Annotated in this window: 22 protein-coding genes and 4 tRNA genes; 13 read left to right on the forward strand and 13 right to left on the reverse strand. The window is 49.1% G+C overall.

Translation table 11 applies throughout. The features are described 5' to 3' along the window. Window positions 1–13: 13 nt before the first annotated feature. The gene (gene argA, locus GC128_RS04410) at window positions 14–1345 is read right to left on the reverse strand and encodes an amino-acid N-acetyltransferase (RefSeq protein WP_064513409.1); all 1332 of its coding nucleotides are present in this window, start codon (window positions 1343–1345) and stop codon (window positions 14–16) included. A gap of 233 nt (window positions 1346–1578) precedes the next feature. Between argA and amiC the strand changes: the two genes are divergently transcribed. Next, complete coding sequence (amiC, locus tag GC128_RS04415; RefSeq protein ID WP_151993263.1) at window positions 1579–2835, forward strand: N-acetylmuramoyl-L-alanine amidase AmiC; 1257 nt, start codon at window positions 1579–1581, stop codon at window positions 2833–2835. Between the two features lie 119 nt (window positions 2836–2954). Here amiC and GC128_RS04420 read toward each other — a convergent pair. The 4 genes from GC128_RS04420 to GC128_RS04435 form a co-directional block, all read right to left on the reverse strand. After that, window positions 2955–3031 (reverse strand) — tRNA-Met (locus tag GC128_RS04420). Between the two features lie 61 nt (window positions 3032–3092). Then, window positions 3093–3169, reverse strand: a tRNA-Met gene (locus tag GC128_RS04425). 62 nt (window positions 3170–3231) lie between these two features. Further along, window positions 3232–3308, reverse strand: a tRNA-Met gene (locus GC128_RS04430). A 62-nt stretch (window positions 3309–3370) separates the two neighbouring features. Next, window positions 3371–3447 (reverse strand) — tRNA-Met (locus GC128_RS04435). 233 nt (window positions 3448–3680) lie between these two features. Here GC128_RS04435 and mltA point away from each other — a divergent pair. Together mltA and tcdA are read left to right on the forward strand one after the other, a co-directional pair. Continuing rightward, on the forward strand, window positions 3681–4781 hold the full coding sequence (gene mltA / locus GC128_RS04440; protein WP_151993264.1) for a murein transglycosylase A: 1101 nt from the start codon (window positions 3681–3683) through the stop codon (window positions 4779–4781). Window positions 4782–4800: 19 nt separating this feature from the next. Next, complete coding sequence (gene tcdA, locus GC128_RS04445) at window positions 4801–5610, forward strand: tRNA cyclic N6-threonylcarbamoyladenosine(37) synthase TcdA (RefSeq protein WP_151993265.1); 810 nt, start codon at window positions 4801–4803, stop codon at window positions 5608–5610. On the opposite strand, the gene csdE is transcribed toward tcdA, so the two are convergent. Continuing rightward, a complete protein-coding gene (gene csdE / locus GC128_RS04450; protein ID WP_151993266.1) occupies window positions 5601–6041 on the reverse strand; it encodes a cysteine desulfurase sulfur acceptor subunit CsdE in 441 nt (146 codons plus the stop codon). The two genes, tcdA and csdE, sit on opposite strands and share 10 nt — an antisense overlap. Then, window positions 6042–7247 (reverse strand): cysteine desulfurase CsdA, encoded by a 1206-nt coding sequence (gene csdA, locus GC128_RS04455; RefSeq protein ID WP_151993267.1) that lies wholly within the window; start codon window positions 7245–7247, stop codon window positions 6042–6044. Between the two features lie 193 nt (window positions 7248–7440). On the opposite strand from csdA, the gene GC128_RS04460 reads away from it, so the two are divergent. The 4 genes from GC128_RS04460 to rlmM all read left to right on the forward strand — a co-directional run bounded on the left by GC128_RS04460 (window position 7441) and on the right by rlmM (window position 10495). Further along, window positions 7441–7668, forward strand: a complete 228-nt coding sequence (locus GC128_RS04460; protein WP_034457528.1) for a YgdI/YgdR family lipoprotein — start codon at window positions 7441–7443, stop codon at window positions 7666–7668. A 371-nt stretch (window positions 7669–8039) separates the two neighbouring features. Continuing rightward, window positions 8040–8957: a glycine cleavage system transcriptional regulator GcvA gene (gene gcvA / locus GC128_RS04465; protein WP_034457527.1), complete on the forward strand. Its 918-nt coding sequence runs from the start codon at window positions 8040–8042 to the stop codon at window positions 8955–8957. Between the two features lie 49 nt (window positions 8958–9006). Continuing rightward, complete coding sequence (locus GC128_RS04470; RefSeq protein WP_151993268.1) at window positions 9007–9402, forward strand: DUF423 domain-containing protein; 396 nt, start codon at window positions 9007–9009, stop codon at window positions 9400–9402. Further along, complete coding sequence (gene rlmM, locus GC128_RS04475) at window positions 9395–10495, forward strand: 23S rRNA (cytidine(2498)-2'-O)-methyltransferase RlmM (protein WP_151993269.1); 1101 nt, start codon at window positions 9395–9397, stop codon at window positions 10493–10495. The genes GC128_RS04470 and rlmM overlap by 8 nt, the downstream gene beginning before the upstream one ends. Before the next feature lie 28 nt (window positions 10496–10523). On the opposite strand, the gene xni is transcribed toward rlmM, so the two are convergent. Then, entirely contained in the window at window positions 10524–11306 is a 783-nt protein-coding gene (gene xni / locus GC128_RS04480; protein WP_151993289.1) for a flap endonuclease Xni, read from the reverse strand. A 186-nt stretch (window positions 11307–11492) separates the two neighbouring features. Here xni and GC128_RS04485 point away from each other — a divergent pair, with 186 nt between their 5' ends. Further along, window positions 11493–12677: an aminotransferase-like domain-containing protein gene (locus tag GC128_RS04485; protein WP_151993270.1), complete on the forward strand. Its 1185-nt coding sequence runs from the start codon at window positions 11493–11495 to the stop codon at window positions 12675–12677. A gap of 52 nt (window positions 12678–12729) precedes the next feature. Here the strand turns inward: GC128_RS04485 and kdgT are convergent, their stop codons facing one another. After that, the gene (kdgT, locus tag GC128_RS04490; RefSeq protein WP_151993271.1) at window positions 12730–13725 is read right to left on the reverse strand and encodes a 2-keto-3-deoxygluconate transporter; all 996 of its coding nucleotides are present in this window, start codon (window positions 13723–13725) and stop codon (window positions 12730–12732) included. Between the two features lie 409 nt (window positions 13726–14134). On the opposite strand from kdgT, the gene kduI reads away from it, so the two are divergent. Continuing rightward, entirely contained in the window at window positions 14135–14971 is an 837-nt protein-coding gene (gene kduI, locus GC128_RS04495) for a 5-dehydro-4-deoxy-D-glucuronate isomerase (RefSeq protein ID WP_151993272.1), read from the forward strand. A 181-nt stretch (window positions 14972–15152) separates the two neighbouring features. Here the strand turns inward: kduI and GC128_RS04500 are convergent, their stop codons facing one another. The 4 genes from GC128_RS04500 to queF all read right to left on the reverse strand — a co-directional run bounded on the left by GC128_RS04500 (window position 15153) and on the right by queF (window position 20682). After that, window positions 15153–16517 carry an L-serine ammonia-lyase gene (locus GC128_RS04500; RefSeq protein WP_151993273.1) on the reverse strand — a complete coding sequence of 455 codons (1365 nt, stop codon included), beginning with the start codon at window positions 16515–16517 and terminating at the stop codon, window positions 15153–15155. Window positions 16518–16584: 67 nt separating this feature from the next. Continuing rightward, window positions 16585–17883 carry an HAAAP family serine/threonine permease gene (locus GC128_RS04505; RefSeq protein ID WP_134184453.1) on the reverse strand — a complete coding sequence of 433 codons (1299 nt, stop codon included), beginning with the start codon at window positions 17881–17883 and terminating at the stop codon, window positions 16585–16587. 476 nt (window positions 17884–18359) lie between these two features. Beyond that, window positions 18360–19724 carry a nucleotide 5'-monophosphate nucleosidase PpnN gene (ppnN, locus tag GC128_RS04510; protein WP_151993274.1) on the reverse strand — a complete coding sequence of 455 codons (1365 nt, stop codon included), beginning with the start codon at window positions 19722–19724 and terminating at the stop codon, window positions 18360–18362. Between the two features lie 115 nt (window positions 19725–19839). Then, window positions 19840–20682, reverse strand: a complete 843-nt coding sequence (queF, locus tag GC128_RS04515; RefSeq protein ID WP_151993275.1) for an NADPH-dependent 7-cyano-7-deazaguanine reductase QueF — start codon at window positions 20680–20682, stop codon at window positions 19840–19842. Window positions 20683–20750: 68 nt separating this feature from the next. Between queF and syd the strand changes: the two genes are divergently transcribed. The 4 genes from syd (at window position 20751) to GC128_RS04535 (ending at window position 23530) form a co-directional block, all read left to right on the forward strand. Then, window positions 20751–21299, forward strand: coding sequence for a SecY-interacting protein (syd, locus tag GC128_RS04520; protein ID WP_151993276.1), 549 nt, complete (start codon window positions 20751–20753; stop codon window positions 21297–21299). 654 nt (window positions 21300–21953) lie between these two features. Further along, window positions 21954–22283: a YqcC family protein gene (locus tag GC128_RS04525; RefSeq protein ID WP_151993277.1), complete on the forward strand. Its 330-nt coding sequence runs from the start codon at window positions 21954–21956 to the stop codon at window positions 22281–22283. Next, window positions 22283–23053, forward strand: a complete 771-nt coding sequence (truC, locus tag GC128_RS04530; protein WP_151993278.1) for a tRNA pseudouridine(65) synthase TruC — start codon at window positions 22283–22285, stop codon at window positions 23051–23053. Before GC128_RS04525 ends, truC begins: the two co-directional genes overlap by 1 nt. Window positions 23054–23080: 27 nt before the next feature. Beyond that, entirely contained in the window at window positions 23081–23530 is a 450-nt protein-coding gene (locus GC128_RS04535) for a flavodoxin (RefSeq protein WP_151993279.1), read from the forward strand. Window positions 23531–23754 lie beyond the last annotated feature (224 nt).

Consider the following 23754-nt stretch of genomic DNA (forward strand, 5'->3'; position numbering starts at 1 on the left):
GCTAGCTTATTGGTTACGCTAAATCCGCCATTAGCACTTTTGAACGGCGTTGATAGTTGTACATCTCTTTTTTACTTTCTGGCAGCAGCTCAACATCGACCGGCATAAACCCGCGCTCCTGGAACCAGTGAATGCTACGGGTTGTCAGCACGAACAACTTGCTCAGACCCATTTGCCGGGCTTGTGTGGCAATACGTTGTAACAACACTTCACCGCGTGACGAGCTACGATAGTCCGGGTGAACTGCTACGCAGGCCATTTCGCCAATCCCTTCTTCCAGGAATGGATAGAGTGCTGCACAGGCGATAGTCAGATTGTCACGCTGGATAATAGTGAATTTGTCGATCTCCATTTCCAGTTGCTCACGCGAGCGACGCACCAGAATCCCTTGCTGTTCCAGAGGGCGAATCAACTCCAGAATACCGCCGATATCGTTAATGGTGGCGCGACGAATTTGCTCCGCACTCTCCATAACAATTTGTGTACCGATCCCGTCGCGTGAGAATAACTCCTGCAATAACGCACCATCTTCCTGATAACTAATTAAATGGCTACGACGCACACCGCTACGGCAGGCTTTCAAAGCACCCCGTAAGAAACGCACGGTGCCAGAGTGGTAATCACCGGCTTCTTCCAGTTCTTCAATACGTTTTTGCGCATCGTTCGGGAACAGTTCGGAAACGATATTGCCGTTGTCGTCAATAACGCCCTGAGAAGAGCAGAAGCCAATCATTTTTTCGGCTTTCAGTTTCACGGCCAGCTGCGTGGCAATCTCTTCAGATGTGAGGTTGAAGCTTTCACCTGTTACAGAAACCGCCACTGGTCCCATCAAAACAATCGCACCGTTATCAAGCTGACGGTGAATGGCCTCTTCGTCGATACGACGTACGCGGCCGCTGTGGCAATAATCCACGCCATCATCCACACCCAATGGTTGCGCGATAATAAAGTTGCCGCTCACCACGTTGATATGTGCGCCCTGCAAAGGCGTGTTGCCAAGACTCATGGACAAACGCGCGGTAATATCCAGCTGCAATAAACCGGCCGCTTGCTTAACAAGCTCCAGCGTTTTTGCATCGGTGACACGCGTGTGTTTGTGGTAGATAGGTTCATGATTATGCGAAGCTAAATTGGCATCAATCTGTGGGCGGGCGCCATACACCACCACCAGACGAATCCCCAGGCTGTGCAGCAGCCCAATATCATTAACGATACTCGAAAAGTTCTCGTGTTCGATGGCTTCGCCGCCAAGCATAATGACAAACGTTTTTCCCCGATGGGCATTTATATAGGGAACAGAATGGCGGAATCCCTGTACCAGTTCGGTTCTACGTTCCTTCACCACGGCCAGACCTCATTGCATGATTATTCGTAATTTCTGTATTTTTATTCTTTTATTGCCTTCGGTGCAAGCGGCAATTTCCACAAAGCGGATATTTCTGCATTCAACCTGCCAGGTGCTTGATTGCGAATGTTTACCCTTTAATGAGTGACAGCCCGTGCCTGTTTCGTTAAAGTTTTCGGCTCAAAAATAAAACTGAATATTTGATTCCCGGAAATACACCGCTCAGGAGAGCTATGTCTGATTCCAGTCCATTAATAACTCGGCGCCGGTTGCTCCAGGGAGCAGGCGCTATGTGGCTGCTAAGTGTTAGCCAGGTTGGCTTTGCTGCCTCAAGCCTGGTTGTGGCTGTGCGTGTCTGGCCTGCTTCGTCTTACACTCGTGTCACGCTGGAATCGAACAAGGAGCTTAAGTATAAGCAGTTCGCTCTTAGTAACCCCGATCGAGTCGTTGTCGACATCGAAGGTGTGAATTTAAATTCAGTATTGAAAGGAATCGGTGGCCAGATTCGTGCTGACGATCCCTTCATCAAATCTGCGCGTGTCGGGCAGTTTGACCCGCATACCGTACGCATGGTTTTTGAACTCAAACAGAACGTCACACCACATCTGTTTGGACTTGCCCCGGTGGCTGAATTTAAAGAGCGCCTGGTGATGGATTTGTATCCGGCGAATATGAATAGCGAGCAAGATCCGCTATTGGCATTGCTGGAAGATTACAACAACGGCAAGCTGGATAAAGACAAGCCGCCGTCACCAGAACAAGGGCCACAGCCGGGTAAAGCCGGACGTGACCGGCCGATTGTTATCATGCTAGATCCTGGCCACGGCGGGGAAGATCCCGGTGCGATTGGGCCGAACAAAACGCGCGAAAAAGATATTGTGCTGCAGATTGCTCGCCGCCTGAAAGCACTGATTGATAAAGAAGCGAATATGAAAGCCTATATGACCCGTAACGAGGATGTGTTTATCCCGTTAAAAGTCAGGGTAGCAAAGGCACAAAAGCAGCGTGCCGATCTATTTGTTTCTATACATGCCGATGCGTTTACCACGGGCGCTGCTCGCGGATCCTCAGTTTTTGCGCTCTCCACCAAAGGCGCGACCAGTACCGCCGCAAAATTCCTCGCACAAACGCAGAATGCCGCCGACTTAATCGGTGGCGTCAGTAAGAGTGGGGATCGTTATCTCGACCATACGATGTTCGATATGGTGCAGTCGTTGACTATCAACGATAGCCTTAAGTTCGGCAAAGAAGTGCTGGCCCGGTTAGGGAAAGTGAACAAACTGCATAAGAACAGCGTCGATCAGGCTGGGTTTGCAGTGCTGAAAGCCCCGGATATTCCATCCATTCTGGTGGAGACTGCGTTTCTGAGTAACGTTGAGGAAGAGCGAAAGTTGCGCACCGCGACATTCCAGCAGGAAGTGGCCGAGTCTATTCTGGCAGGGATTAAGGCTTATTTTGCGGATAGTGCGCGATTAGCGCGGCTCGGCTAATCCCCGTCATACTTCGAACCGCAGCTGTGTTGGCTGCGCTCGGATTATTTAGGGGATAGTAGAACTGTGTGAGCGAATTTCAGATACAAAAAAAGCACTCCTGAGAGTGCTTTTAATATTGGTTGCGGGGGCCAGATTTGAACTGACGACCTTCGGGTTATGAGCCCGACGAGCTACCAGGCTGCTCCACCCCGCGTCCGTAAACTTCTTTAGTACCCAAATGACTTTCATGATTGCGCGAAACTCAGCGACTTAGTTGGTTGCGGGGGCCAGATTTGAACTGACGACCTTCGGGTTATGAGCCCGACGAGCTACCAGGCTGCTCCACCCCGCGTCCGTATAACTATTTACTGCTAATGGCTTTCGCCACCGCGCTAAACTCAGCGACTTTGTAGTTGGTTGCGGGGGCCAGATTTGAACTGACGACCTTCGGGTTATGAGCCCGACGAGCTACCAGGCTGCTCCACCCCGCGTCCGTATAACTACTTACTGCAAATGGTTTTCACCACCGCGCTAAACTCAGCGACTTTTTAATTGGTTGCGGGGGCCAGATTTGAACTGACGACCTTCGGGTTATGAGCCCGACGAGCTACCAGGCTGCTCCACCCCGCGTCCGTGGAAGCGCACTATACTCTGCCCGGCTTTTGATGCAACCTTTTTTTTAATAAATGCCCGATTTGTCACATGTAGCTGATAATAATTTACTTTAAGTACAGATAGTGAACACATCTGGTCTGTGTGGGGTCCAACACGTTTAATTCTTGCCTGGTGTTTGCTATCTTCCCGTGGCTGCATATTTGAAGTATCCCGGGCCAGGCGCGAAATATAATCAGGGCGAGGAAGTAATGATAGGACGTTGGACGAAGTACATTGTAACTGGGGTCATGGTTGCCATTCTGGCGGGCTGTTCCTCAAAACCGACAGATAAAGGCCAGCAATATAAGGACGGGAAGTTTTCTCAGCCTTTTTCACTCGTAAACCGCCCCGATGCGGTGGGTGCACCGATTAACGGTGGCGACTTTGCTGAACAAGTTAACCAGATCCGTTCTGCGTCTCCGCGCCTCTATAATAGTAAGAGCGATGTTTACGGTGCCGTGCAGCAGTGGCTACGCGCCGGAGGCGACACCAGCAAGCTGAGCCAGTACGGTATTGATGCCTGGCAGATGGAAGGTGCAGACAACTACGGTAACGTGCAATTCACTGGTTACTACACGCCAGTGGTGCAAGCGCGTTATACCCGCCAGGGCGAGTTCCAGTATCCTATCTACCGTATGCCTCCAAAGCGTGGGCGCTTACCGTCCCGTGCTGAGATCTACAGTGGTGCCCTGAGCGACAGCTATATCATTGCTTACAGCAACTCCTTAATGGATAACTTCATTATGGATGTGCAGGGCAGCGGCTATATCGATTTTGGTGACGGCCAGCCATTAACCTTCTTTGGCTATTCAGGTAAGAACGGCCATGCCTACCGCAGTATCGGCAAGGTGCTTATCGACCGTGGTGAAGTAAAGAAAGAAGATATGTCGATGCAGGCGATTCGCCATTGGGGAGAAACCCACAGCCCGGCGCAAGTACAAGAGCTGCTTGAGCAGAACCCATCATTCGTCTTCTTCAAACCTGCCAGCTTCGCGCCAGTGAAAGGGGCGAGTGCCGTGCCGTTAATTGGCCGCGCCTCTGTTGCATCTGACCGTTCTATTATTCCTGCGGGCACCACTATTCTGGCAGAAGTCCCGTTACTGGATAACAACGGCAAATTCAGCGGGCAATATGAATTGCGCGTAATGGTTGCGCTGGATGTTGGCGGTGCGATTAAAGGGCAGCACTTTGATATCTACCAGGGGATTGGGGCTGATGCCGGTCACCGTGCGGGTTGGTACAACCACTATGGTCGCGTTTGGGTGTTGAAAAATGCGCCGGGGACCAGTGGCACGGTATTTAATGGCTAATATTTCCGAGGATAACGTAATGTCTGTAGTTTTGACCGATGCCTGGCTGCAACGCTTTGGTGGTACTGCTCGTTTGTATGGCCGTGATGCACTGCAATTGTTCGCTGATGCACATGTTTGTGTGATTGGCATTGGCGGCGTGGGCTCATGGGCTGCAGAAGCACTGGCTCGTACCGGTATCGGTGCAATTACGCTTATCGACATGGACGATGTTTGTGTGACGAACACTAACCGTCAGATTCACGCTTTGCGAGCTACGGTAGGGCAGTCTAAGGCAGAAGTGATGGCTGCTCGTATCCGAGAAATTAACCCGGAATGCCGTGTGACAGTGGTGGATGACTTTATTACTGCCGAAAATACCGAGCAATTGCTCAGCCAGGGCTTTAGCTATGTGATTGATGCTATTGATAGTGTGCGCCCAAAAGCCGCCTTGATAGCTTATTGTCGTCGTTACAAGATCCCGTTGGTGACTACTGGTGGGGCTGGTGGGCAAATCGATCCAACGCAGATCCAGGTAACAGATCTGGCGAAAACGATTCAGGATCCATTGGCGGCAAAACTGCGTGAAAGATTAAAAAGCGATTTTGGCGTGGTGAAGAACAGCAAAGGAAAGCTCGGAATTGATTGCGTGTTTTCCACCGAAGCGCTGGTTTACCCGCAGGCTGATGGTTCCGTCTGCGCTATGAAAAGTACCGCTGATGGCCCTAAACGTATGGATTGTGCATCCGGTTTTGGTGCGGCAACCATGGTCACCGCCAGCTTTGGTTTCGTGGCGGTGTCCCATGTATTAAAGAAAATGATGGCAAAAGCGGCGCGTAATCAGGCCTGAGCCACAACGCGCACGGCTTGCGCTAATGACGCAAGCCCGCTGCTGCGTGAAGCACTTAACTGGTTGCGCAGGCCAAGATCATCAAACAGAGCAAGCGGATCTTCATTCAGCAATTGTTCAGCCGTTTTCCCTTCAATGGCGGTGAGTAACACCGCCAGCAAACCTCGAACAATTCGCCCTTCGCTGTCACCATAGAAATGCAGAGTGCCATTTGCCTGAAGGTTGTGACCCAACCAGACGCGGTTTTCGCAGCCAGCGATCTCGATATTTTCGCACTTTAAATCAGCCGGGAGTGCTGGAAGCTGTTTCCCTAGCAGGATTAGCTGGCGGTATTTATCTTCCCACTGCTGCAATGGAGCAAATGTGGCTCGTAGGTTGTCAGCGGTGATTGAGGTGCCAAAAGGGTGACCTGCCAGGAATCCACTTGTCATTTAATCCACCAAAATTTCCAGGGCATTGTCGATGGCTTTGACCAGCGCATCCACATCGCTTTGCGTATTATATGGCGCAAAAGAGGCGCGCAGTGTCCCGCTCACCCCTAATGCGGCGAGTAGCGGCTGTGCACAATGTTGACCGGCACGCAGCGAAATACCAAATTCTGCCAGCAGCGTGACCATATCGTTGTGGTGAACGCCCGCGAAATCGAACGCCAGCAAGCTTGAATCCTGGCAGCGGAAACTGCGAAAACCAGGGCGCGTAGCCAGCTGCGCTTCAGCGAGTGTTGCAAGCCCACGGCTATATGCTTCAGCCTCCTGCAAATCAACGCTTTCCAGCCACTCAAGAGCGGCGCTCAGGCCAATCACACCTGCGACGTTTGGCGTACCTGCTTCAAAGCGATACGGCACGGGTTGCGTTTTAAACCCTTCAAACGAGACGTGCGTAATCATCTTGCCGCCGCCAAGCCATGGCGACATTTCTTCTAACAGCTCGTTTTTACCGTATAGCGCACCGATGCCGGTTGGGCCATAAAGCTTATGGGCGGAGAAGGCATAGAAATCGATATCCAGCGCTTGTACGTCAGGCGGGCAGTGCACCACGCCTTGCGCGCCATCAACCATTACAACCGCGCCTGCGGCATGAGCCGCAGTTATGGCTTTAACCAGATCCGGGCAGCCGCCCGTCACATTCGACATCTGGCCTAATGCCAGAATTTTAGTTCGCTCATTGAGTAATTCTGGCAGTTTGCTTAAGTCGGCAAGGTAATCTTTGCCAAGCGGCAACTTAATGACTTTCGCGTCCGTTTGCTCGGCAACCATCAGCCACGGCACAAAGTTAGCGTGGTGTTCTGCTTCGCTAACAATAATTTCATCACCAGGTTGCAGGCGAGGGCGTGCATAACACTGTGCTACCAGGTTTATCGCTTCGGTGGTGCCACGAGTCCAGACAATATCTTTGCCTGAAGCAGCGTTGAGGAGAGTCGCGACGCTGTCACGGGCGGCTTCATAGCGTTCTGTAAGGCGCTGTGCCGCCGCAAATTGGCTGCGATGAACATTACCGGCGCTTAGGCTATAAAACTGTTCAGTCGCTTCAATAACGGCGAGAGGTTTAAGAGTGGTTGCGGCGCTATCGAGATAGATGCCCGCATCTGCCAGTGCCGGAAACTGGCTGCGAAACTGGGCAGGATTAAAAGTTTTCATGATTTTCCTCGTATCCAATCCGTAGATCGTGGCGCATTTGCTTTAATCACACAAGGGATCAATGACCTTCGGAATAATCTGCATAAACTGGCAAGCTCGCGAAAGAGGGTTATGCTAATTAATGTTAGGTGAGTATTTCACCCACTAAATTTTTTAGAGTTAATCAGCATTAAACGCTACTAAGGAGAAGAATATGAACAAGGCAGCCGCAGCAGTATTTGTAGGTGTTATGGCTTTTGGTCTTTCAGGATGTTCTAGCCCGAATTACGTAATGCACACAAACGATGGCCGTACCATTGTGTCCGATGGCAAACCGAAAACTGATGATGAAACCGGGATGATTTCGTATAAAGATGCCAACGGCAACAAGCAGCAGATTAACCGTACTGATGTGAAAGAGATGGTTGAACTGGATCAGTAATCTTTTTGCTCAAACTGCAGTTGTTCAAACGACAGGCAAAAAAAAGCACCGCAATTTGCGGTGCTACATTAATCACTATGGACAGACAGGGTAAATGTACAGGAAGTGAAAAAGGGGTAGCTTAGCTACCGGGGTCTGGAATGCCAGACCAATTGCAAACACAACAACACAACATCACAACCGTAAGCCAAAAGCCCTCCGAAACACGCATTTCAGATAACTTTTCGTTCCGGCTCAGGAAGTGACGCCACTATAGGTATTTGCTGGTGCATCCTCAACGGACAATTTATAATGGCTCAGATAAAAAAAACTAATAGGTTAACTAAGTTCGCCTGTTTGTTAATAGACTTTAACATTTAAGCCAATCAACTATGTCCAAGCGTTTGCCACCTTTAAATGCCTTACGTGTATTTGACGCCGCTGCTCGTCACCTGAGTTTTACTAAAGCGGCCGATGAATTATTCGTGACACAGGCCGCCGTGAGCCACCAGATTAAGTCTCTGGAGGATTTTCTGGGCCTTAAGCTGTTCCGCCGTCGCAACCGCTCTTTGTTGCTGACAGAAGAGGGGCAGAGTTATTATCTGGACATCAAAGAGATATTTTCGCAACTGACAGAAGCAACGCGTAAGCTTCAGGCGCGAAGCGCTAAAGGTGCGCTAACGGTCAGTTTACTGCCAAGTTTTGCCATTCACTGGCTTGTGCCACGCCTAACTAGCTTTAATACAGCTTATCCGGGAATCGACGTACGAATTCAGGCTGTTGACCGTCAGGAAGATAAACTTTCTGATGATGTCGACGTCGCGATTTTTTACGGGCGTGGAAACTGGCCGGGTTTGCGAGTGGAAAAGCTTTATGCAGAATATTTGCTGCCGGTCTGCTCGCCTTTGCTGTTAACGGGCGATAAACCAATCAAAACCCCGGAAGATTTAGCCCATCATACTTTGCTGCATGATGCTTCTCGTCGTGACTGGCAGACCTATACTCGTCAATTAGGCGTAAGCCATATTAATGTGCAGCAAGGCCCCATCTTCAGTCACAGTGCGATGGTGCTACAGGCTGCTATTCACGGGCAAGGCATTGCCCTGGCGAATAATGTTATGGCGCAATCGGAGCTTGAAGCGGGCCGCTTAGTTTGCCCATTCAATGATGTTCTGGTGAGTAAAAACGCGTTTTATCTTGTTTGTCATGACAGCCAGGCAGAACTGGGTAAAATAGCGGCCTTCAGGCAGTGGATTCTGGCGAAAACAGCGAGCGAACAAGAAAAATTCCGTTTTCGCTACGATCAATGAGCAAACCATCGCGTAGCCACGCCGCTACGCCTTACTTTAGGGTTACACCATGACCAGCCGTTTCATGCTGATTTTTACCGCAATTAGCGGTTTTATCTTTGTTGCTCTCGGGGCCTTCGGGGCTCACGTTTTGAGCAAAACGCTTGGTGTTGTGGAGATGGGCTGGATTCAAACCGGCCTTGAATATCAGGCTTTTCACACATTAGCGATTTTTGGTCTGGCAGTTGCTATGCAGCGCCGGATCAGTATTTGGTTTTACTGGAGCAGCGTATTTATGGCGCTCGGTACAGTTCTATTTAGCGGCAGCCTTTATTGTCTGGCGCTGTCTCATTTACGCCTTTGGGCGTTTGTTACCCCCGTCGGTGGAATCAGTTTTCTGGCCGGTTGGATATTGATGTTGATTGGTGCAATGCGCCTGAAACGTAGGGGCGTAAGCCATGAATAAAGTTATTTTGTATTGCCGACAAGGCTTTGAGAAAGAGTGTGCGGCAGAGATTACCGATAAAGCCAGTCAACGCGACATTTTTGGTTTTGCTCGTGTTAAAGAAAACAGCGGTTATGTTATTTACGAATGTTATCAGCAAGATGACGCCGATAAGCTGGCGCGTGAGCTGCCATTTAAAGATTTGATCTTTGCTCGTCAGATGATTGTTGCCGGTGAGCTGCTTAAAGATCTTCCAACTGAAGATCGTATTACGCCAATCACTGGAATGCTGACAGGTGTCGTGGAAAAAGGCGGCGATCTGCGCGTTGAAGTTGCCGACACCAATGAAAGCAAAGAACTGATGAAGTTCTGCCGCAAGTTGACGGTTCCATTACGTGCTAGCCTGCGTGAAGCAGGTATTCTTACCAATTACGAAACGCCAAAACGCCCGGTTGTGCATGTGTTCTTTATCGCGCCAGGCTGTTGTTATACCGGCTATTCCTATAGCAACAATAACTCGCCTTTCTATATGGGCATCCAACGTCTGAAATTGCCTTCTGAGGCGCCAAGCCGTTCAACCTTGAAACTGGAAGAAGCTTTCCATACTTTCATTCCGGCTGACGAGTGGGATGAGCGTCTGGCAAACGGGATGCATGCCGTTGACTTGGGTGCCTGTCCAGGCGGTTGGACTTACCAGTTAACGCAGCGCAACATGTGGGTTTGTTCAGTCGACAACGGCCCAATGGCGCAGAGCCTGATGGATACAGGACAGGTGACCTGGTTGCAGGAAGATGGTTTCAAATATAAGCCAAGCCGCAACAACATCTCCTGGATGGTCTGTGACATGGTTGAGAAACCGGCGAAAGTGGCGAATCTGATGGCTACGTGGTTAATTAATGGCTGGTGCCGTGAAACCATTTTCAACCTCAAGCTGCCAATGAAGAAGCGCTATGAAGAAGTGTCGCAAAACCTGGCATTGATTCATGAAAAACTGGCAGAACATGGTATCAGCGCTGAGATTCAGGCTCGCCAGTTGTATCACGACCGTGAAGAAGTGACCGTACACGTGCGCCGTATGTGGGCGGCTGTCGGTGGTCGTCGCGACGAAAGATAATAATTCGCCCCTCATCCCAACCCTCTCTTCATGGAGAGGGCAATGGTGAGGGTGTTCCACCCGGCAAGCGTAACTGCTGCAAATTCCCATCTAGCACCAAATCCGTCTGTAGCTGTGCAACCTTACGGCTAATCAACGCTATTTCCCGATGCTGTTCTAACTTCTTGCGCCATTTTTCTGGCACTTCATCCAGCCTTTCGTACAGCGCTTCCAGTGTGGAAAATTGATTGATTAACAGCGTGGCACTTTTCGGTCCAATACCCGGAACGCCGGAAATTTTGCTGCTGCTTATCCCTGCAAGTCCCCAAAAATCAGCCAGCTGTTCAGGCTGAACGCCATATTCCTGTGCAATAAAAGGCGCATCTAACCAACGCTTTTGAAAATAATCACGGATTTGAATAGTGGGAGCTAACAGTTGGCAAAAGCCTTTATCGGTCGAAACGATGGTGGCGCGATGCCCACCGGCTGCTACTTTTACTGCAAGCGTTGCTGCCAGGTCATCTGCTTCATTTCCATGGGAATGCCAACAAGCTACACCTCTTTTAGCGAAGGCTTCACGCAAGAGTGGCATTTCCTGGTGCAAGGTATCTGGCATTGGCGCGCGCCCCGCTTTATAGTCTGGCAAGACCTGATGTCGCCAACCTTCACGGCGGTCTTCGTCGTCAAACACGGCGACAGCATGCGTAGGCTGACTGTGTGTTATCAGCGCATCAAGGGCATGCAGACAAGTTTCAACGCAGGGTGATCCCTGGACCGCATGAATACGACGTATCAGGTTCAGGGCGTCAACGATAAGTAAATGAATCATCATGGATATTTCGCTTTCGACATTTGCTTTGTACACACTAACATTTCTGTAGAGTGACCGCGAATTCGGGAAGCGCAATCAGGAAAGCGGCTCGCAATAAAAGTCGTATTTAGTGATCTGAAAATGCATTGCTAACTAGTTAGGTTGCTATGTATATTTTAAATAAATAGAAAAACCAGAGACAACAACATGAGTAATAGTTCACAACTCGCACATCGTATTCAGGCTCTACAACCGTCAGCAATCAGAGAATTATTGAAGCACAGCAAAATGCCTGGCGTGATTTCGCTCGCCGGAGGCATTCCTTCCAGCGAATTGTTTGATACCGAAGGGCTGGGTGTCGCGACTCAAAAAGTGGTCGCTGAGAATTTTAACGATGCTTTCCAATATGGTTTGACCGAAGGCAATGTTGAATTACGTCATCAGCTAGTTGGATTGTGCCAGGAACGCGGCATTACCACTACTCCGGATCAACTTCTGATCACTTCTGGTTCGCAGCAAGCATTGGATTTGCTGATGCGTGCGCTGGTGAATCCGGGAGATGTGTTTGTTGTTGAGCGCCCAACTTACCTGGCGACGCTGCAAATCCTCAGCCTCAATGAAGCCAATGTGAAATCAGTGGGCAGCGACGAGCACGGTATGATCGTCGATGAGCTGGAAGAGTTGCTGAAGACAACACGCATTAAAGGTGTCTACATCGTTCCGACATTTGGTAACCCAAGCGGCACAACACTCAGTGCCAGCCGCCGTGAAAAACTGGTCAAACTGGCAGAAGAGCACCATTTTGTCATTGTTGAAGATGATCCGTACGGGGCGATTAGTTTCTCAGACACACGTGAAAAAACCTTGCTGGAAGTGGCAACTGAACGCGGTAGCAGAGATAACGTGGTGTATACCTCAACATTTTCTAAGATTCTGGCACCAGGGCTGCGCGTAGGTTGGATTGTTTTGCCAGAGTGGATGAAGCAAAAAGTGGCCATCATTAAGCAAGCCACGGATTTGCATGCTAACTCATTTACACAATCACTGGTTTCGGCGTATCTGACACTTGATCGCCTGAATCCGCAAATCGAGCTTATTCGTGAAGCGTATAAGAAAAAGTGTCTGAGCTTGTCGACGTTTTTACAACAGGAACTCGGTGAGCACATCACCTTCAATCAGCCGCAGGGTGGGATGTTCTTGTGGGCCGCTTTCCGTTACGAATTTGACACCACTCGTTGGTTACAGCAGACCCTGGAAAAAGGTGTCGTGTATGTACCGGGTGAGTTCTTCTTTAGTGATAATGCTGATAAGAAAACGCTACGTTTCTCTTACGCAACAGCCACTGAAGAGCAGCTTTATGAGGCAGTTCAGCGACTTAAATCTGCGCTGTAAGATAAAAAAATGGAGCCGAAAGGCTCCATTTTTATATTTAGTGTTTTAACTATTAATGTGAAAGCTCAACCACATCATCAGTTTCGCTCTTTTTAGCGACTTTGCCGCCCATACGCCTTGAATACAGTGCGGTAATAATTGGCACCAGAATTGCCGTCACAATCACGCTTGCTGCAACCAGCGCTGTTGCTGACGCGGCTACTGGCTCAAATGCCGGGTTGATTTGCGCAATGATAACCGGGTTTGCCACTGCAGCCCCTGCTGCGGAAGATGCTGCAATACCCGCTGTACCGTTACCGCCACCGATGTATTTATCAGCAAGAATCAACGGAATACCGGTGATAATGATTACCGCGACACCCAACATCACACCTAGCAGGCCGGTGTGCATAATCACGGTCAGGTTGATGGTGTTACCTAGTGCAAAGCCGAAGAACGGAATCAGTACTGGCGTTGCTTTGCTGAAGAATGCACGGAAATCGTGGTCAAGGTTACCCAACGCAAAACCAATCAGGAATGGCAGCACGGCACCGATAAAGTGGTGAGGTTCAAATGAAGCCAGACCTGCGGATCCCAGAATCACCATGGTCATCAGTGGGCCAGATTCCAGAGACATTAGAACGAATGCACCTGACTCTTCTTTAGTACCGTACTGGTTCATCAGGCTCGCATACAGGCCACCGTTGGTCATGTCCATCGCAGAAACGAGGGCCAGAACGGACAAACCGGCAAACATACCCGTCTGAATACCACCTTCGGGAATAAAGGAAGCGGCAATCATAGCCACAACCCAGGCAACTGCAATTTTGGTTAGTACCAGGGTGCCAGACTTGCGAAGAACCGTACCTGTAGCACGAAGATCAATTGAGGCACCAATACAGAAGAACCAGACCGCCAGAATTGGAACGGTGCCGCTTATCATCCCTTTAGTAAATGAACCAAAATAGGCGCCAGTATCTGGAGCGAAAGTATTTAAAATAGCTCCAAGTATCAATGGAACCAACATCATCCCACCAGGAATGCGTTCAATAGTAGCTTTGATCTTCATGGTAATTCCTTATGATTTTTTCATTTTTTACAGCGTGTTAATGAAAAAATGACGTAACAGTTAGGGGTGAAAACCGTTAGTTTTCCCTGATTATTTAGGATGTTGGGTAAGAGGTGCTCTTTGCTCTTAATGGCAGTTTCATTAACCTCATTGAGCTAATCACTACGACTAATGTGCCCCAGCAACGCTTCGTGAGATAAACTATCTACCGAATGGAACTACACTTCAATCAAATTGAAACGATATTTCAATTTGGATCACATTATTTATTTATTCTGGTGATAAACTGTCTATGTGGTGCAGTTAAATGTAGAGGTCTTGTGAATAACTCTATTTTAATTGCTAAATTATTATTAATAGTAACGGGCGTGATTTTGTTTCCGCCTCTTATTCCCAGTAAGGAAAAGTAATGGATATTCGTCAAAGCATTCATAGTGATCATGCAAAAACACTGGATACTGCCGGTCTGCGTAAAGAGTTTCTGATTGAAACTATTTTTACCGCCGATGAGTACACCATGACTTACAGCCACATTGACCGCATCATCGTTGGTGGTGTCATGCCAGTAACTCGCACTGTGAGCGTTGGCGGTGAAGTGGGCAAACAGTTAGGTGTGAGCTACTTCCTGGAGCGTCGTGAACTGGGTGTGATTAACATTGGTGGGCAGGGCACAATTACTGTCGATGGGACTTGCTACGAAATTGGCGCTCGTGATGGTCTGTATGTTGGTAAAGGTGCTAAAGAAGTGGTGTTTGCAAGCATTGACCCGGCAAATCCAGCACGCTTCTACTATAACTGTGCACCGGCTCATACTACTTACCCAACCAAGCGCGTAACGCCTGCGGATGTTTCTCCGGTTACTCTGGGCGACAGCGTTACCAGTAACCGTCGTACCATCAACAAGTACTTCGTTCCGGATGTACTGGAAACCTGTCAACTGAGCATGGGTCTGACCCAACTGGAGCCAGGCAACCTGTGGAACACTATGCCTTGCCATACTCACGAACGTCGTATGGAAGTCTATTTCTACTTCGGACTTGAGCAGGATAGCTGCGTATTCCACATGATGGGTCAGCCGCAAGAAACTCGTCACATTGTGATGCAGAACGAGCAAGCTGTGATCTCACCAAGCTGGTCAATTCACTCAGGTGTGGGTACGCGTGCGTATACCTTTATCTGGGGTATGGTTGGCGAGAACCAAGTGTTTGATGATATGGACCATGTGAAGGTCGGCGATCTGCGCTAAACCCTCGTCATACTTCGCGTTGCAGATGCGTTGGTTTCATTCGGTCACCCAAATCACTTACTAGAGTAAGCTCATTGGGATTCCCTTACTCACCGCCTTTCTGTAACGCGAATTATTTAGAGGGCCGTCTGGATATAAAAACGCCATTAAAAAAGGCTCTCAGATGAGAGCCTTTTTGGTATTAATCGCAGGACACTTTCATAGCCAGACCGCCGCGCGAGGTTTCTCGATATTTGGCGTTCATGTCTTTGCCTGTTTCGTACATGGTGTCGATAACCTTATCGAGGCAGACGCGAGGTTCGCTGGTACGGCGTAATGCCATACGTGCCGCATTCACAGCTTTCACCGCCGCAATAGCATTACGCTCAATGCATGGCACCTGAACTTGCCCGGCAACCGGGTCGCATGTCAGACCAAGGTTATGCTCCATGCCGATTTCGGCAGCAATACACACCTGGCTTGGGCTACCACCCAACAGTTCAGCAAGACCTGCCGCCGCCATAGAACAGGCAACGCCGACCTCACCCTGGCAACCGACTTCTGCGCCAGAAATCGATGCGTTCATCTTATACAGAGAACCAATCGCACCGGCTGCGAGGAAGTATCGTGCGCAAGAGTTGGTATTAACTTCGCGAATGAATTTGTCGTAATAGGCCAGAACCGCTGGAACAATGCCACATGCGCCGTTTGTCGGTGCCGTAACAACACGCCCACCGGCAGCATTTTCTTCGTTCACCGCCAGGGCGAACATGTTAATCCAGTCCACAACAGCCATTGGATCAGAGTTGTTCTTGTCACTGCTGACCAACATTCTGCGCAATGCTGCTGCGCGGCGTGGTACACGCATTTTGCCCGGCAACACGCCTTCGGTGGTGATACCACGCTCGATACCGCTGCGCATCACGTTCCAGACGTTGGCAAAGTGTGCATCAATTTCAGACTGAGGACGCATCGCGCGTTCGTTCAGCATCATCAAGCCTGATAATGAAAGCCCGCTTTCTTTGCAATGACGCTGCAAATCTGCCGCATTTTTATAGGGATATGGAACGACAGCCTGTTGAGTATCTTCGAGGCCAAAGTGTGCTTCATCAACGATAAAACCGCCGCCGATGGAGTAATAAGTTTGGCTATAGATAACCTCGCTGCCCGCCAGCGCAGTAATACGCATACCGTTTTCATGCAGTGAAAGATTATCTTCGTGGAAGTTCATACAGCTATCGACCGGGAATTCCACTTCACGCTGGCCGTTAGCCAGTAACAGACGACCGTGAGTATTCACGTCCTGAATGAAGTGAGGGATAGCATCGATATCGACCGTGTCCGGCATGTTGCCAGCGAGACCCATGATAATGGCGATATCGGTATGGTGGCCTTTGCCGGTGAGGGAAAGTGAACCATATACATCAACCACTACACGCGTGACGTTCTGCAAAATCCCTTGCGCGATTAAATCGTCTGCGAATTGCTTACCGGCTTTCATCGGGCCGACGGTATGGGAGCTGGAAGGGCCAATACCGATTTTGAATATATCGAATACGCTAATCATGTTGCGTCCGTTGCCTGAATAACTTAATGAAAAAAACCGCCAGCAGGATGCTGGCGGTTTAGAACTGTTAGATGAACAGCGAGTATAGAGAGTAAGAGATAGCAGAAATAGCGACTAGACCCATAATTACCACAAATACATTGCTGATATGACCGCTATATTTGCGCATCGCTGGTACTTTCTGAATCGCATACATCGGCATCAGGAACAGAATCATCGCAATGATTGGGCCGCCGAGGGTTTCAATCATGCCCAGAATGCTTGGGTTCAGGGTGGCGACAATCCATGTCGATACCAGCATGAAGATTGCAGTAATGCGGTTCAATTTACTGATTTCGATGCTCTTGCCTTTGCCGCGCAGGGACTTGATAACCATCCCGTTGAAGCCTTCACGAGCACCTAAATAGTGGCCGAGGAAGGATTTGGTGATAGCGACGATAGCGATAATCGGTGCCATCCACGCAATCACTGGCGCATTAAAGTGGTTAGCCAGGTAAGACAGAATAGAGATGTTCTGTGCTTTTGCTTCTGCCAGGTTCTCTGGAGAAAGGCTCAGTACGCAACTGAATACGAAAAACATCACGGTAATAACCATCATGATGTGTGCGTAGGACAGGATGCGGGAGCATTTTTTCTCAGCTTCTTCACCATACTCATTACGTTTCGCTACAGCGAAGGCAGAGATGATTGGTGAGTGGTTAAAGGAGAACACCATTACTGGAATTGCCAGCCACAGTGTCATCCATAAACCGCTGCCGGTTGCCGGGCTTGCGCTAAATGACATGGTATCGAATGCAGCGCTGCTCCAGTTAGGGATCAGATACAGTGCCAGAACCATCAGAGCGGCAACGAATGGGAAGACCAGAATACTCATCGCTTTAACGATCATCTGCTCGCCGAAACGAACGATAGTCATCAGGCCAACGATCAGAATCAGTGATAACAGTGCGCGCGGCGGAGAAACCAGACCCAACTGGTGAGTAATAAAGCTATCAACAGTGTTGGTGATAGCAACGCTATAAACCAGCAAAATTGGGTAGATAGCAAAGAAGTAGAGCAGGGTGATGACTTTACCTGCGCCAACACCAAAGTGCTCTTCTACAACTTCAGTAATGTCTTCGCCAGGATTTTTACCTGACAGCACGAAACGAGTCAGACCACGATGGGCAAAGAAAGTCATCGGGAACGCGAGGATTGCCATAATGAACAGCGGGATCAGACCGCCTACACCGGCATTAATTGGCAAGAACAACACGCCTGCACCGATTGCGGTGCCGTAAAGCCCCAGCATCCACATGGTATCGGACTTGCGCCATGAACTTTTGCTCTCGACAGAGGCAATACTGCCGGTTTGAGTGGTTTCCATCTACTTACTTCTCCAAAGGAACATATGATTCGAAATCTGGTTCAATCGCGATGACTTGCTATTGACTACTGAAATTTAATGCTGTTTACAGGCTATTTTATAGTAATTTTGGCCAGTGATAATCAGCGGGCGGAAAGATACATTCATGGAGTCAATTCATCAGTGATCAAGATCCCAATTGTAAGAATCTACTGTTTGTATGGTTTTTTGCAGTTTTTCAGTCTGTGGCTGATATTTTATGCAGTGTTTATACCCTAAAGTTAATGGTTTTGTGGTTTATAAAACGAGGTTTCAATACTTATTTTTAGTGTAATTGCCTGTATAAAAAAGATTTTTAGCGAAGAAAAATACGAAAGCATAAGTTTTCATGAAGAGATAAATTCTGATACGGGTAACACGCAGAAAGATGAATAAAACAGTAAAAGGGGAAAAACACGGGGAAAAAAAGATGGGCGGAGTGACTCCGCCCAGGAGAGTCAGGTGCAGATTTCGTAGCAAGGAATATAAGCACTGCCTGGTAATTTCATACGGTGCTGGGCGACAAATCCCTGGAGAAGAACATCCATGCGTTTCATCATGTCTGCATCACCGTGGATTTTATATGGCCCGAATTTTTCAATTGCGCGGATCCCGCCTTCTTTAACGTTACCCGCAACAATGCCGGAAAATGCCCTACGCAAAGAGGCAGCCAGTTGTTCAGCCGGTTGGTCTGGATACAACTTGAGATTTGCCATATTTTCATGGGTTGGCTCAAACGGCATCTGCAAATCTGGCGCAATTCGAATCGACCAGTTAAAGCTATAAGCATCACCCTTTTCACGGCGATTCTCTTTCACTTTCGGCATAGCCTTTTTCATCTGACGGGCTACTTCAGCAGGGTCGTCAATAATGATTTGATAATGACGGCGTGCCTGCTCACCCACGGTGTTGACGATGAACTCGTCGAGCACACGGAAGTAGTCAGCACTTTCTTTCGGCCCGGTCAGAATCAGGGGCAATATTTGATCATGGTTGTGAGGATTCATCAGAATGCCGAGCAGGTAAAGCAGCTCTTCCGCGGTACCTACCCCACCAGGGAAGATGATGATGCCATGCGCAATACGAACAAACGCTTCAAGGCGTTTTTCGATATCAGGCATGATAATCAGCTCATTCACCAGTGGATTTGGCGGCTCAGCGGCAATGATTGACGGCTCGGTCATACCAATAAAGCGGCTTTCTTTGTAGCGTTGTTGAGCGTGGCCTACAGCCGCACCCTTCATTGGTGCTTCCATCGCACCCGGGCCACAGCCGGTACAAATATTGAGTTCACGCAGGCCTAGTTGTGTGCCGACGCGACGCGCATAGAGGTATTCGTTTTCGTTGATTGAGTGACCGCCCCAGCATACGACCAGGTTTGGCGCTTCGCCGACGTGCAATGCACGGGCATTACGTAAGATAGAGAACACCATATTGGTGATATTTGCCGGTTCTTCCAGATCGAGATTCTGGAAGCGACCTGCGCTGGAGAGTTGGCCGTTAACGAATAAAATATCGCGTAATACGGCAAACAAGTTAGCTTGCAAAGCCCGGATGATACGACCATCGACGAAAGCGTCTTCAGGAGGGTTAATCAGTTCGAGTTTGACACCACGTTCGCGGCGCAAAATGTTGATATCGAAGTTTTCGTAACGCGACAACAGCTCTTTACTGCTATCGGTCTGGCTTCCTGAGTTAAGTACGGCAAGTGAACAATTGCGAAACAGTTGATAAAGGTCGCTACTGGCCGTGCGCTTAAGCATGTCCACTTCCAGTTGCGACAACATATCCATTGAGCCTAGCGGGCTAATATGTGTAATCAAGTTAACTCCTTACGAAGCGTAAAGTGCCGCTCCCAATGATTACAATAGCCCTGCAATGTTCAATTTAACAACCTGAAAACAATAATCCCTCCACACGCTGCGAGGTGTTTCGCACTTATTGACGAACCAGACGGCCAAATGCCGGGTGGAAATCGGTATTTGTGCGCCACGGGTTAATGTCCAGGCCGCCACGACGGGTATAGCGTGCGTAAACGCTCAGGCTTTCCGGGTTACAAAAATGCTGGATGTCATTGAAGATGCGCTCAACGCACTGTTCGTGGAATTCATTATGATGACGGAACGACACCAGGTAGCGCAGCAGCTTTTCCCGGTCGATGCGTGGGCCACGATAGCGAATCTGTACGGAACCCCAATCTGGCTGGTGGGTGATCAGGCAATTAGATTTCAGCAGGTGGCTGACCAGTGTTTCCTCTACGATTTCGTCGCCAGCGGCGCCACTGAGGTAATCGGCGTTAAATTCGTAGTTATCAATAGTGATATTTTGATCATCAATACACTCGCCGGTGAACGCCGCAATTTCCTGGCCTTCGAGTTCACGCAGACGGAATAACACCACGCTCACATCGCCCTGCGCGCAGGCGCTTAAATCACGTTTTAACGTTTCCTGAACGGTTTCCCAGTCGGCAAACTGCGTCTGATTGAAGCTATTTAAATAGAGCTTAAAGCTTTTAGACTCAACCAGGTTCGCGCTGTTTGCATCAAGCTGCACATGCCCGACTGCGACCTGAGGCAATCCGTTACTGTTTAGCCAGGACAGTTCGTACAAGGTCCAGATATCGCCACCACTAAATGGCAGGTTATCAGCCTGTAAGCCAAGCGGATCGCGATTAAGACTACGCGGTACAGGCTGAAGTAAAGATGCCTGGTATTTATCCTGGTAAGCGGTTGGCTTGCCCAGCGTCAGGCCGCTCAGTGCCTGGTGTTTTTCATAAGACATGTGTCACCAATAGAATGCAGGTACAATTGGCCTTTATTGTACCGCAGCCTTGAGGGAGTGAGAAATTGGTGGATAACGACGTACGTCAGGCACTGGAAGATTTTACCAATCGCTTTTGTCATGCATGGCGTGAGCAGATGGGTGGGTGGCCCGCGAGCGAAGAATTATATGGTGTGCCGTCGCCGTGTATCGTGACAACTACGGGTGACGATGTGCGTTGGCAGCCGCAGCCTTTTGCACCGGAAAACGATCTTAGCGCGGTAGAACGAGCAATGGACATTGCATTACAGCCTGCGGTGCATCAGTTCTACACCACGCAATTTGCTGGCGACATGCCTGCACTTTTAGGCAGCCAGTCCTTAACTTTGTTACAGGCCTGGAGCGAAGATGATTTCCAGCGTGTTCTGGAAAACCTGATTGGCCATCTGGTCACGCAAAAAAGACTGAAACTTTCACCAACGCTATTCCTTGCGACCACACCCGATGAAATGGAAGTGGTGTCGCTGTGCAATTTAAGCGGTGAAGTGGTGCTGGAGAAAATTGGCACTAAGCAGCGCAAAATACTCGCCCCATCGCTGATTTCTTTCCTTAACGACCTTGAGCCACAGGTTATTTAAGCGTGGATCGCTGATGGGCTTGTGAGAGATCTCTTACACAAGTTGTAAGAGATCTCTAACTTTACATGCAGACTTTTGTGAATGATAAATGGGAAAATCTTTATTTATCATTATATTGTGATTATTTCGGTCTACTTTTGAATGAAGGTTATCGTAAGCTTCAGTTGTGAGTGCCTTGCCAGAATGAACGAAATGGTAGATTCTATGTCCGTCGACAGGAAGTCGGGAAGTGAAGGAGATGTCAGGATGATGTCACTTCATTGAAGAAGCGGAACACACTAGGATGGTGTTGCAAGGAAGGCTTCAGGACGAAGCAAGGATCACTCAGGAAGAGTAAGGGACACCTCCAGGATGGAGAAAGAGAGCCGAATTTGGATGTTCGGTGGGTCTGGAAGACCGAAGGATATTGCATCAGGATGATGCCGGAACACCTCAGGATGATGGTAGCAGGAAGCGAGTACGACGGATTGTAGGTCAGGAGACCGCAGGACATAGTTGTCACGGACGAGCAGGGAGCACCAAAAGTAGCCGGATTAGCTGCGAAACGAACCGGGAGCACTGTTTATACAGTGCTCCCTTTTTTTATGCTTTTTTTCGCCCTTAGCAAGAAGTGGTATGATTGCCGGCTTCTTTTGACTGATGCCGGAGGTTTTCATGGAACGCCACGCGCTGGTACGCCAGCATTTACTTATCATTGAACAAGTTTTGCGTGACCATCAACTTTGGCAGGGCTGTGCACCAGAGGCTGAAGCCTTTGAAAGCACGCAACCATTTTGCCTTGATACAATGCAGCCTCACGAATGGTTGCAATGGGTTCTGATTCCCCGAATGCACGCACTTCTTGACGCTCAACACCCTCTGCCTGCTGATTTTGCCCTCGCGCCTTATTACGAAATGGCGCTGGATGCGGCACATGTCGGGCGCGATCCGCTGTTAAAAGCGCTACAAGATCTCGATGCTCTGTTTGCGAGTGACACGAAATAATGCTGGAAATTATTTATCAGGATGAGTGGCTGGTGGCCGTTAACAAGCCGTCAGGTTGGTTGGTTCATCGCAGCTGGCTCGACAGGCACGAAACCGTTTTTGTGATGCAAACCGTACGCGACCAAATCGGCAAGCACGTTTTCACCGTTCATCGCCTCGACAGGCCAACATCCGGCGTATTGCTGATGGCGCTTTCCAGCGAAGTCGCGCATTTATTGTCTCAGCAGTTTGAAAATCACCAGATTCAGAAGCGCTACCACGCTGTGACGCGTGGCTGGCTTGAAGATGATACGGTGCTTGATTACCCGCTCGTTGAAGAGCTGGACAAAATCGCCGATAAAAAAGCGACTCAGGATAAAGAGGCGCAACCTGCGGTAACGCATTATCGAGGGTTGGCGACGGTAGAAATGCCGGTTCCGGTTGGGCGTTACCCAACAGCGCGCTACAGCCTGGTTGAACTCGAACCTAAAACTGGTCGTAAACACCAGTTACGCCGTCATATGTCTCATTTGCGCCACCCGATGATTGGTGACTCAAAACATGGCGATCTGCGTCAAAACCGTGCCGCTGCGGAACATTTTGGCTGCGAGCGCTTAATGCTTCACGCAAGTCAGCTTTCGCTAAATCACCCGGTTACCGGTGAACCGCTGTGTCTTCGGGCAAGCCTTGATGACACCTGGATGCAGATGATGTCACAGTTTGGCTGGAGCGGATTACTGAGTGATATCGAAAAGGTTGAGTTTGTTGCAAGCAACGGCCAGGATGAATAATACAGCCGTAACGCAAGGAGTTAACTGATGGCCGAAGTGGGAATTTTTGTAGGCACGATGTATGGAAACTCGCTATTGGTGGCAGAAGAAGCCGAAGCGATTTTAAAAAAGAAAGGTCATAAAGCCACTGTATTTGAAGATCCTGAGCTTGCCGACTGGCAAAAATATAGCGATCAATATGTGCTGGTTGTGACATCAACCACCGGCCAGGGCGATTTGCCAGACAGTATTGTTCCTCTGTTTCAGGCCCTCAAAGACAAAATCGGTTACCAGCCTGAATTGCATTACGGTTTGATTGCATTAGGTGACAGCAACTACGAGCATTTTTGTGGTGGCGGGAAGCAGTTTGATTCCTTACTGCAAGAGCAGGGCGCTAAACGTGTGGGCACAGTTTTAGCCATTGATGCTAACGATCATCCCGAACCTGAATCGGTCTCTAACCCTTGGGTTGAGCAGTGGGCTGGATTGTTAAAGTAACAATATGAATCCAGGGCGGGTGACGTCACACTTACCTGCCCTCCGAATAAAATTTGCACTCCGCTTCACCTCAAGCTTAATCCCTTTGTTTTATCCGTGACCCGTCCTAAATAGCGTTGACACATTTAACTCGTACTATGAGGAAAATGTGATGAACCAGTACGTTAAACGCACGCAACGCGATTACCCTCTATCCTTTAAATTGGCCGTTGTCGAACAAGTCG

Origin of the sequence: Buttiauxella massiliensis, from assembly GCF_902500225.1 — a bacterium.
GTDB classification, from domain to species: domain Bacteria; phylum Pseudomonadota; class Gammaproteobacteria; order Enterobacterales; family Enterobacteriaceae; genus Buttiauxella; species Buttiauxella massiliensis.

What these genes read in the sequence shown, in the direction of transcription:
- amiC (WP_151993263.1), top strand. Translation starts at nt 1,579, where the DNA reads ATGTCTGATTCCAGTCCATTAATAACTCGGCGCCGGTTGCTCCAGGGA.
- mltA (WP_151993264.1), top strand. Translation starts at nt 3,681, where the DNA reads ATGATAGGACGTTGGACGAAGTACATTGTAACTGGGGTCATGGTTGCC.
- tcdA (WP_151993265.1), top strand. Translation starts at nt 4,801, where the DNA reads ATGTCTGTAGTTTTGACCGATGCCTGGCTGCAACGCTTTGGTGGTACT.
- csdE (WP_151993266.1), bottom strand. Translation starts at nt 6,041, where the DNA reads ATGACAAGTGGATTCCTGGCAGGTCACCCTTTTGGCACCTCAATCACC.
- csdA (WP_151993267.1), bottom strand. Translation starts at nt 7,247, where the DNA reads ATGAAAACTTTTAATCCTGCCCAGTTTCGCAGCCAGTTTCCGGCACTG.
- GC128_RS04460 (WP_034457528.1), top strand. Translation starts at nt 7,441, where the DNA reads ATGAACAAGGCAGCCGCAGCAGTATTTGTAGGTGTTATGGCTTTTGGT.
- gcvA (WP_034457527.1), top strand. Translation starts at nt 8,040, where the DNA reads ATGTCCAAGCGTTTGCCACCTTTAAATGCCTTACGTGTATTTGACGCC.
- GC128_RS04470 (WP_151993268.1), top strand. Translation starts at nt 9,007, where the DNA reads ATGACCAGCCGTTTCATGCTGATTTTTACCGCAATTAGCGGTTTTATC.
- rlmM (WP_151993269.1), top strand. Translation starts at nt 9,395, where the DNA reads ATGAATAAAGTTATTTTGTATTGCCGACAAGGCTTTGAGAAAGAGTGT.
- xni (WP_151993289.1), bottom strand. Translation starts at nt 11,306, where the DNA reads ATGATGATTCATTTACTTATCGTTGACGCCCTGAACCTGATACGTCGT.
- GC128_RS04485 (WP_151993270.1), top strand. Translation starts at nt 11,493, where the DNA reads ATGAGTAATAGTTCACAACTCGCACATCGTATTCAGGCTCTACAACCG.
- kdgT (WP_151993271.1), bottom strand. Translation starts at nt 13,725, where the DNA reads ATGAAGATCAAAGCTACTATTGAACGCATTCCTGGTGGGATGATGTTG.
- kduI (WP_151993272.1), top strand. Translation starts at nt 14,135, where the DNA reads ATGGATATTCGTCAAAGCATTCATAGTGATCATGCAAAAACACTGGAT.
- GC128_RS04500 (WP_151993273.1), bottom strand. Translation starts at nt 16,517, where the DNA reads ATGATTAGCGTATTCGATATATTCAAAATCGGTATTGGCCCTTCCAGC.
- GC128_RS04505 (WP_134184453.1), bottom strand. Translation starts at nt 17,883, where the DNA reads ATGGAAACCACTCAAACCGGCAGTATTGCCTCTGTCGAGAGCAAAAGT.
- queF (WP_151993275.1), bottom strand. Translation starts at nt 20,682, where the DNA reads ATGTCTTATGAAAAACACCAGGCACTGAGCGGCCTGACGCTGGGCAAG.
- GC128_RS04525 (WP_151993277.1), top strand. Translation starts at nt 21,954, where the DNA reads ATGGAACGCCACGCGCTGGTACGCCAGCATTTACTTATCATTGAACAA.
- truC (WP_151993278.1), top strand. Translation starts at nt 22,283, where the DNA reads ATGCTGGAAATTATTTATCAGGATGAGTGGCTGGTGGCCGTTAACAAG.
- GC128_RS04535 (WP_151993279.1), top strand. Translation starts at nt 23,081, where the DNA reads ATGGCCGAAGTGGGAATTTTTGTAGGCACGATGTATGGAAACTCGCTA.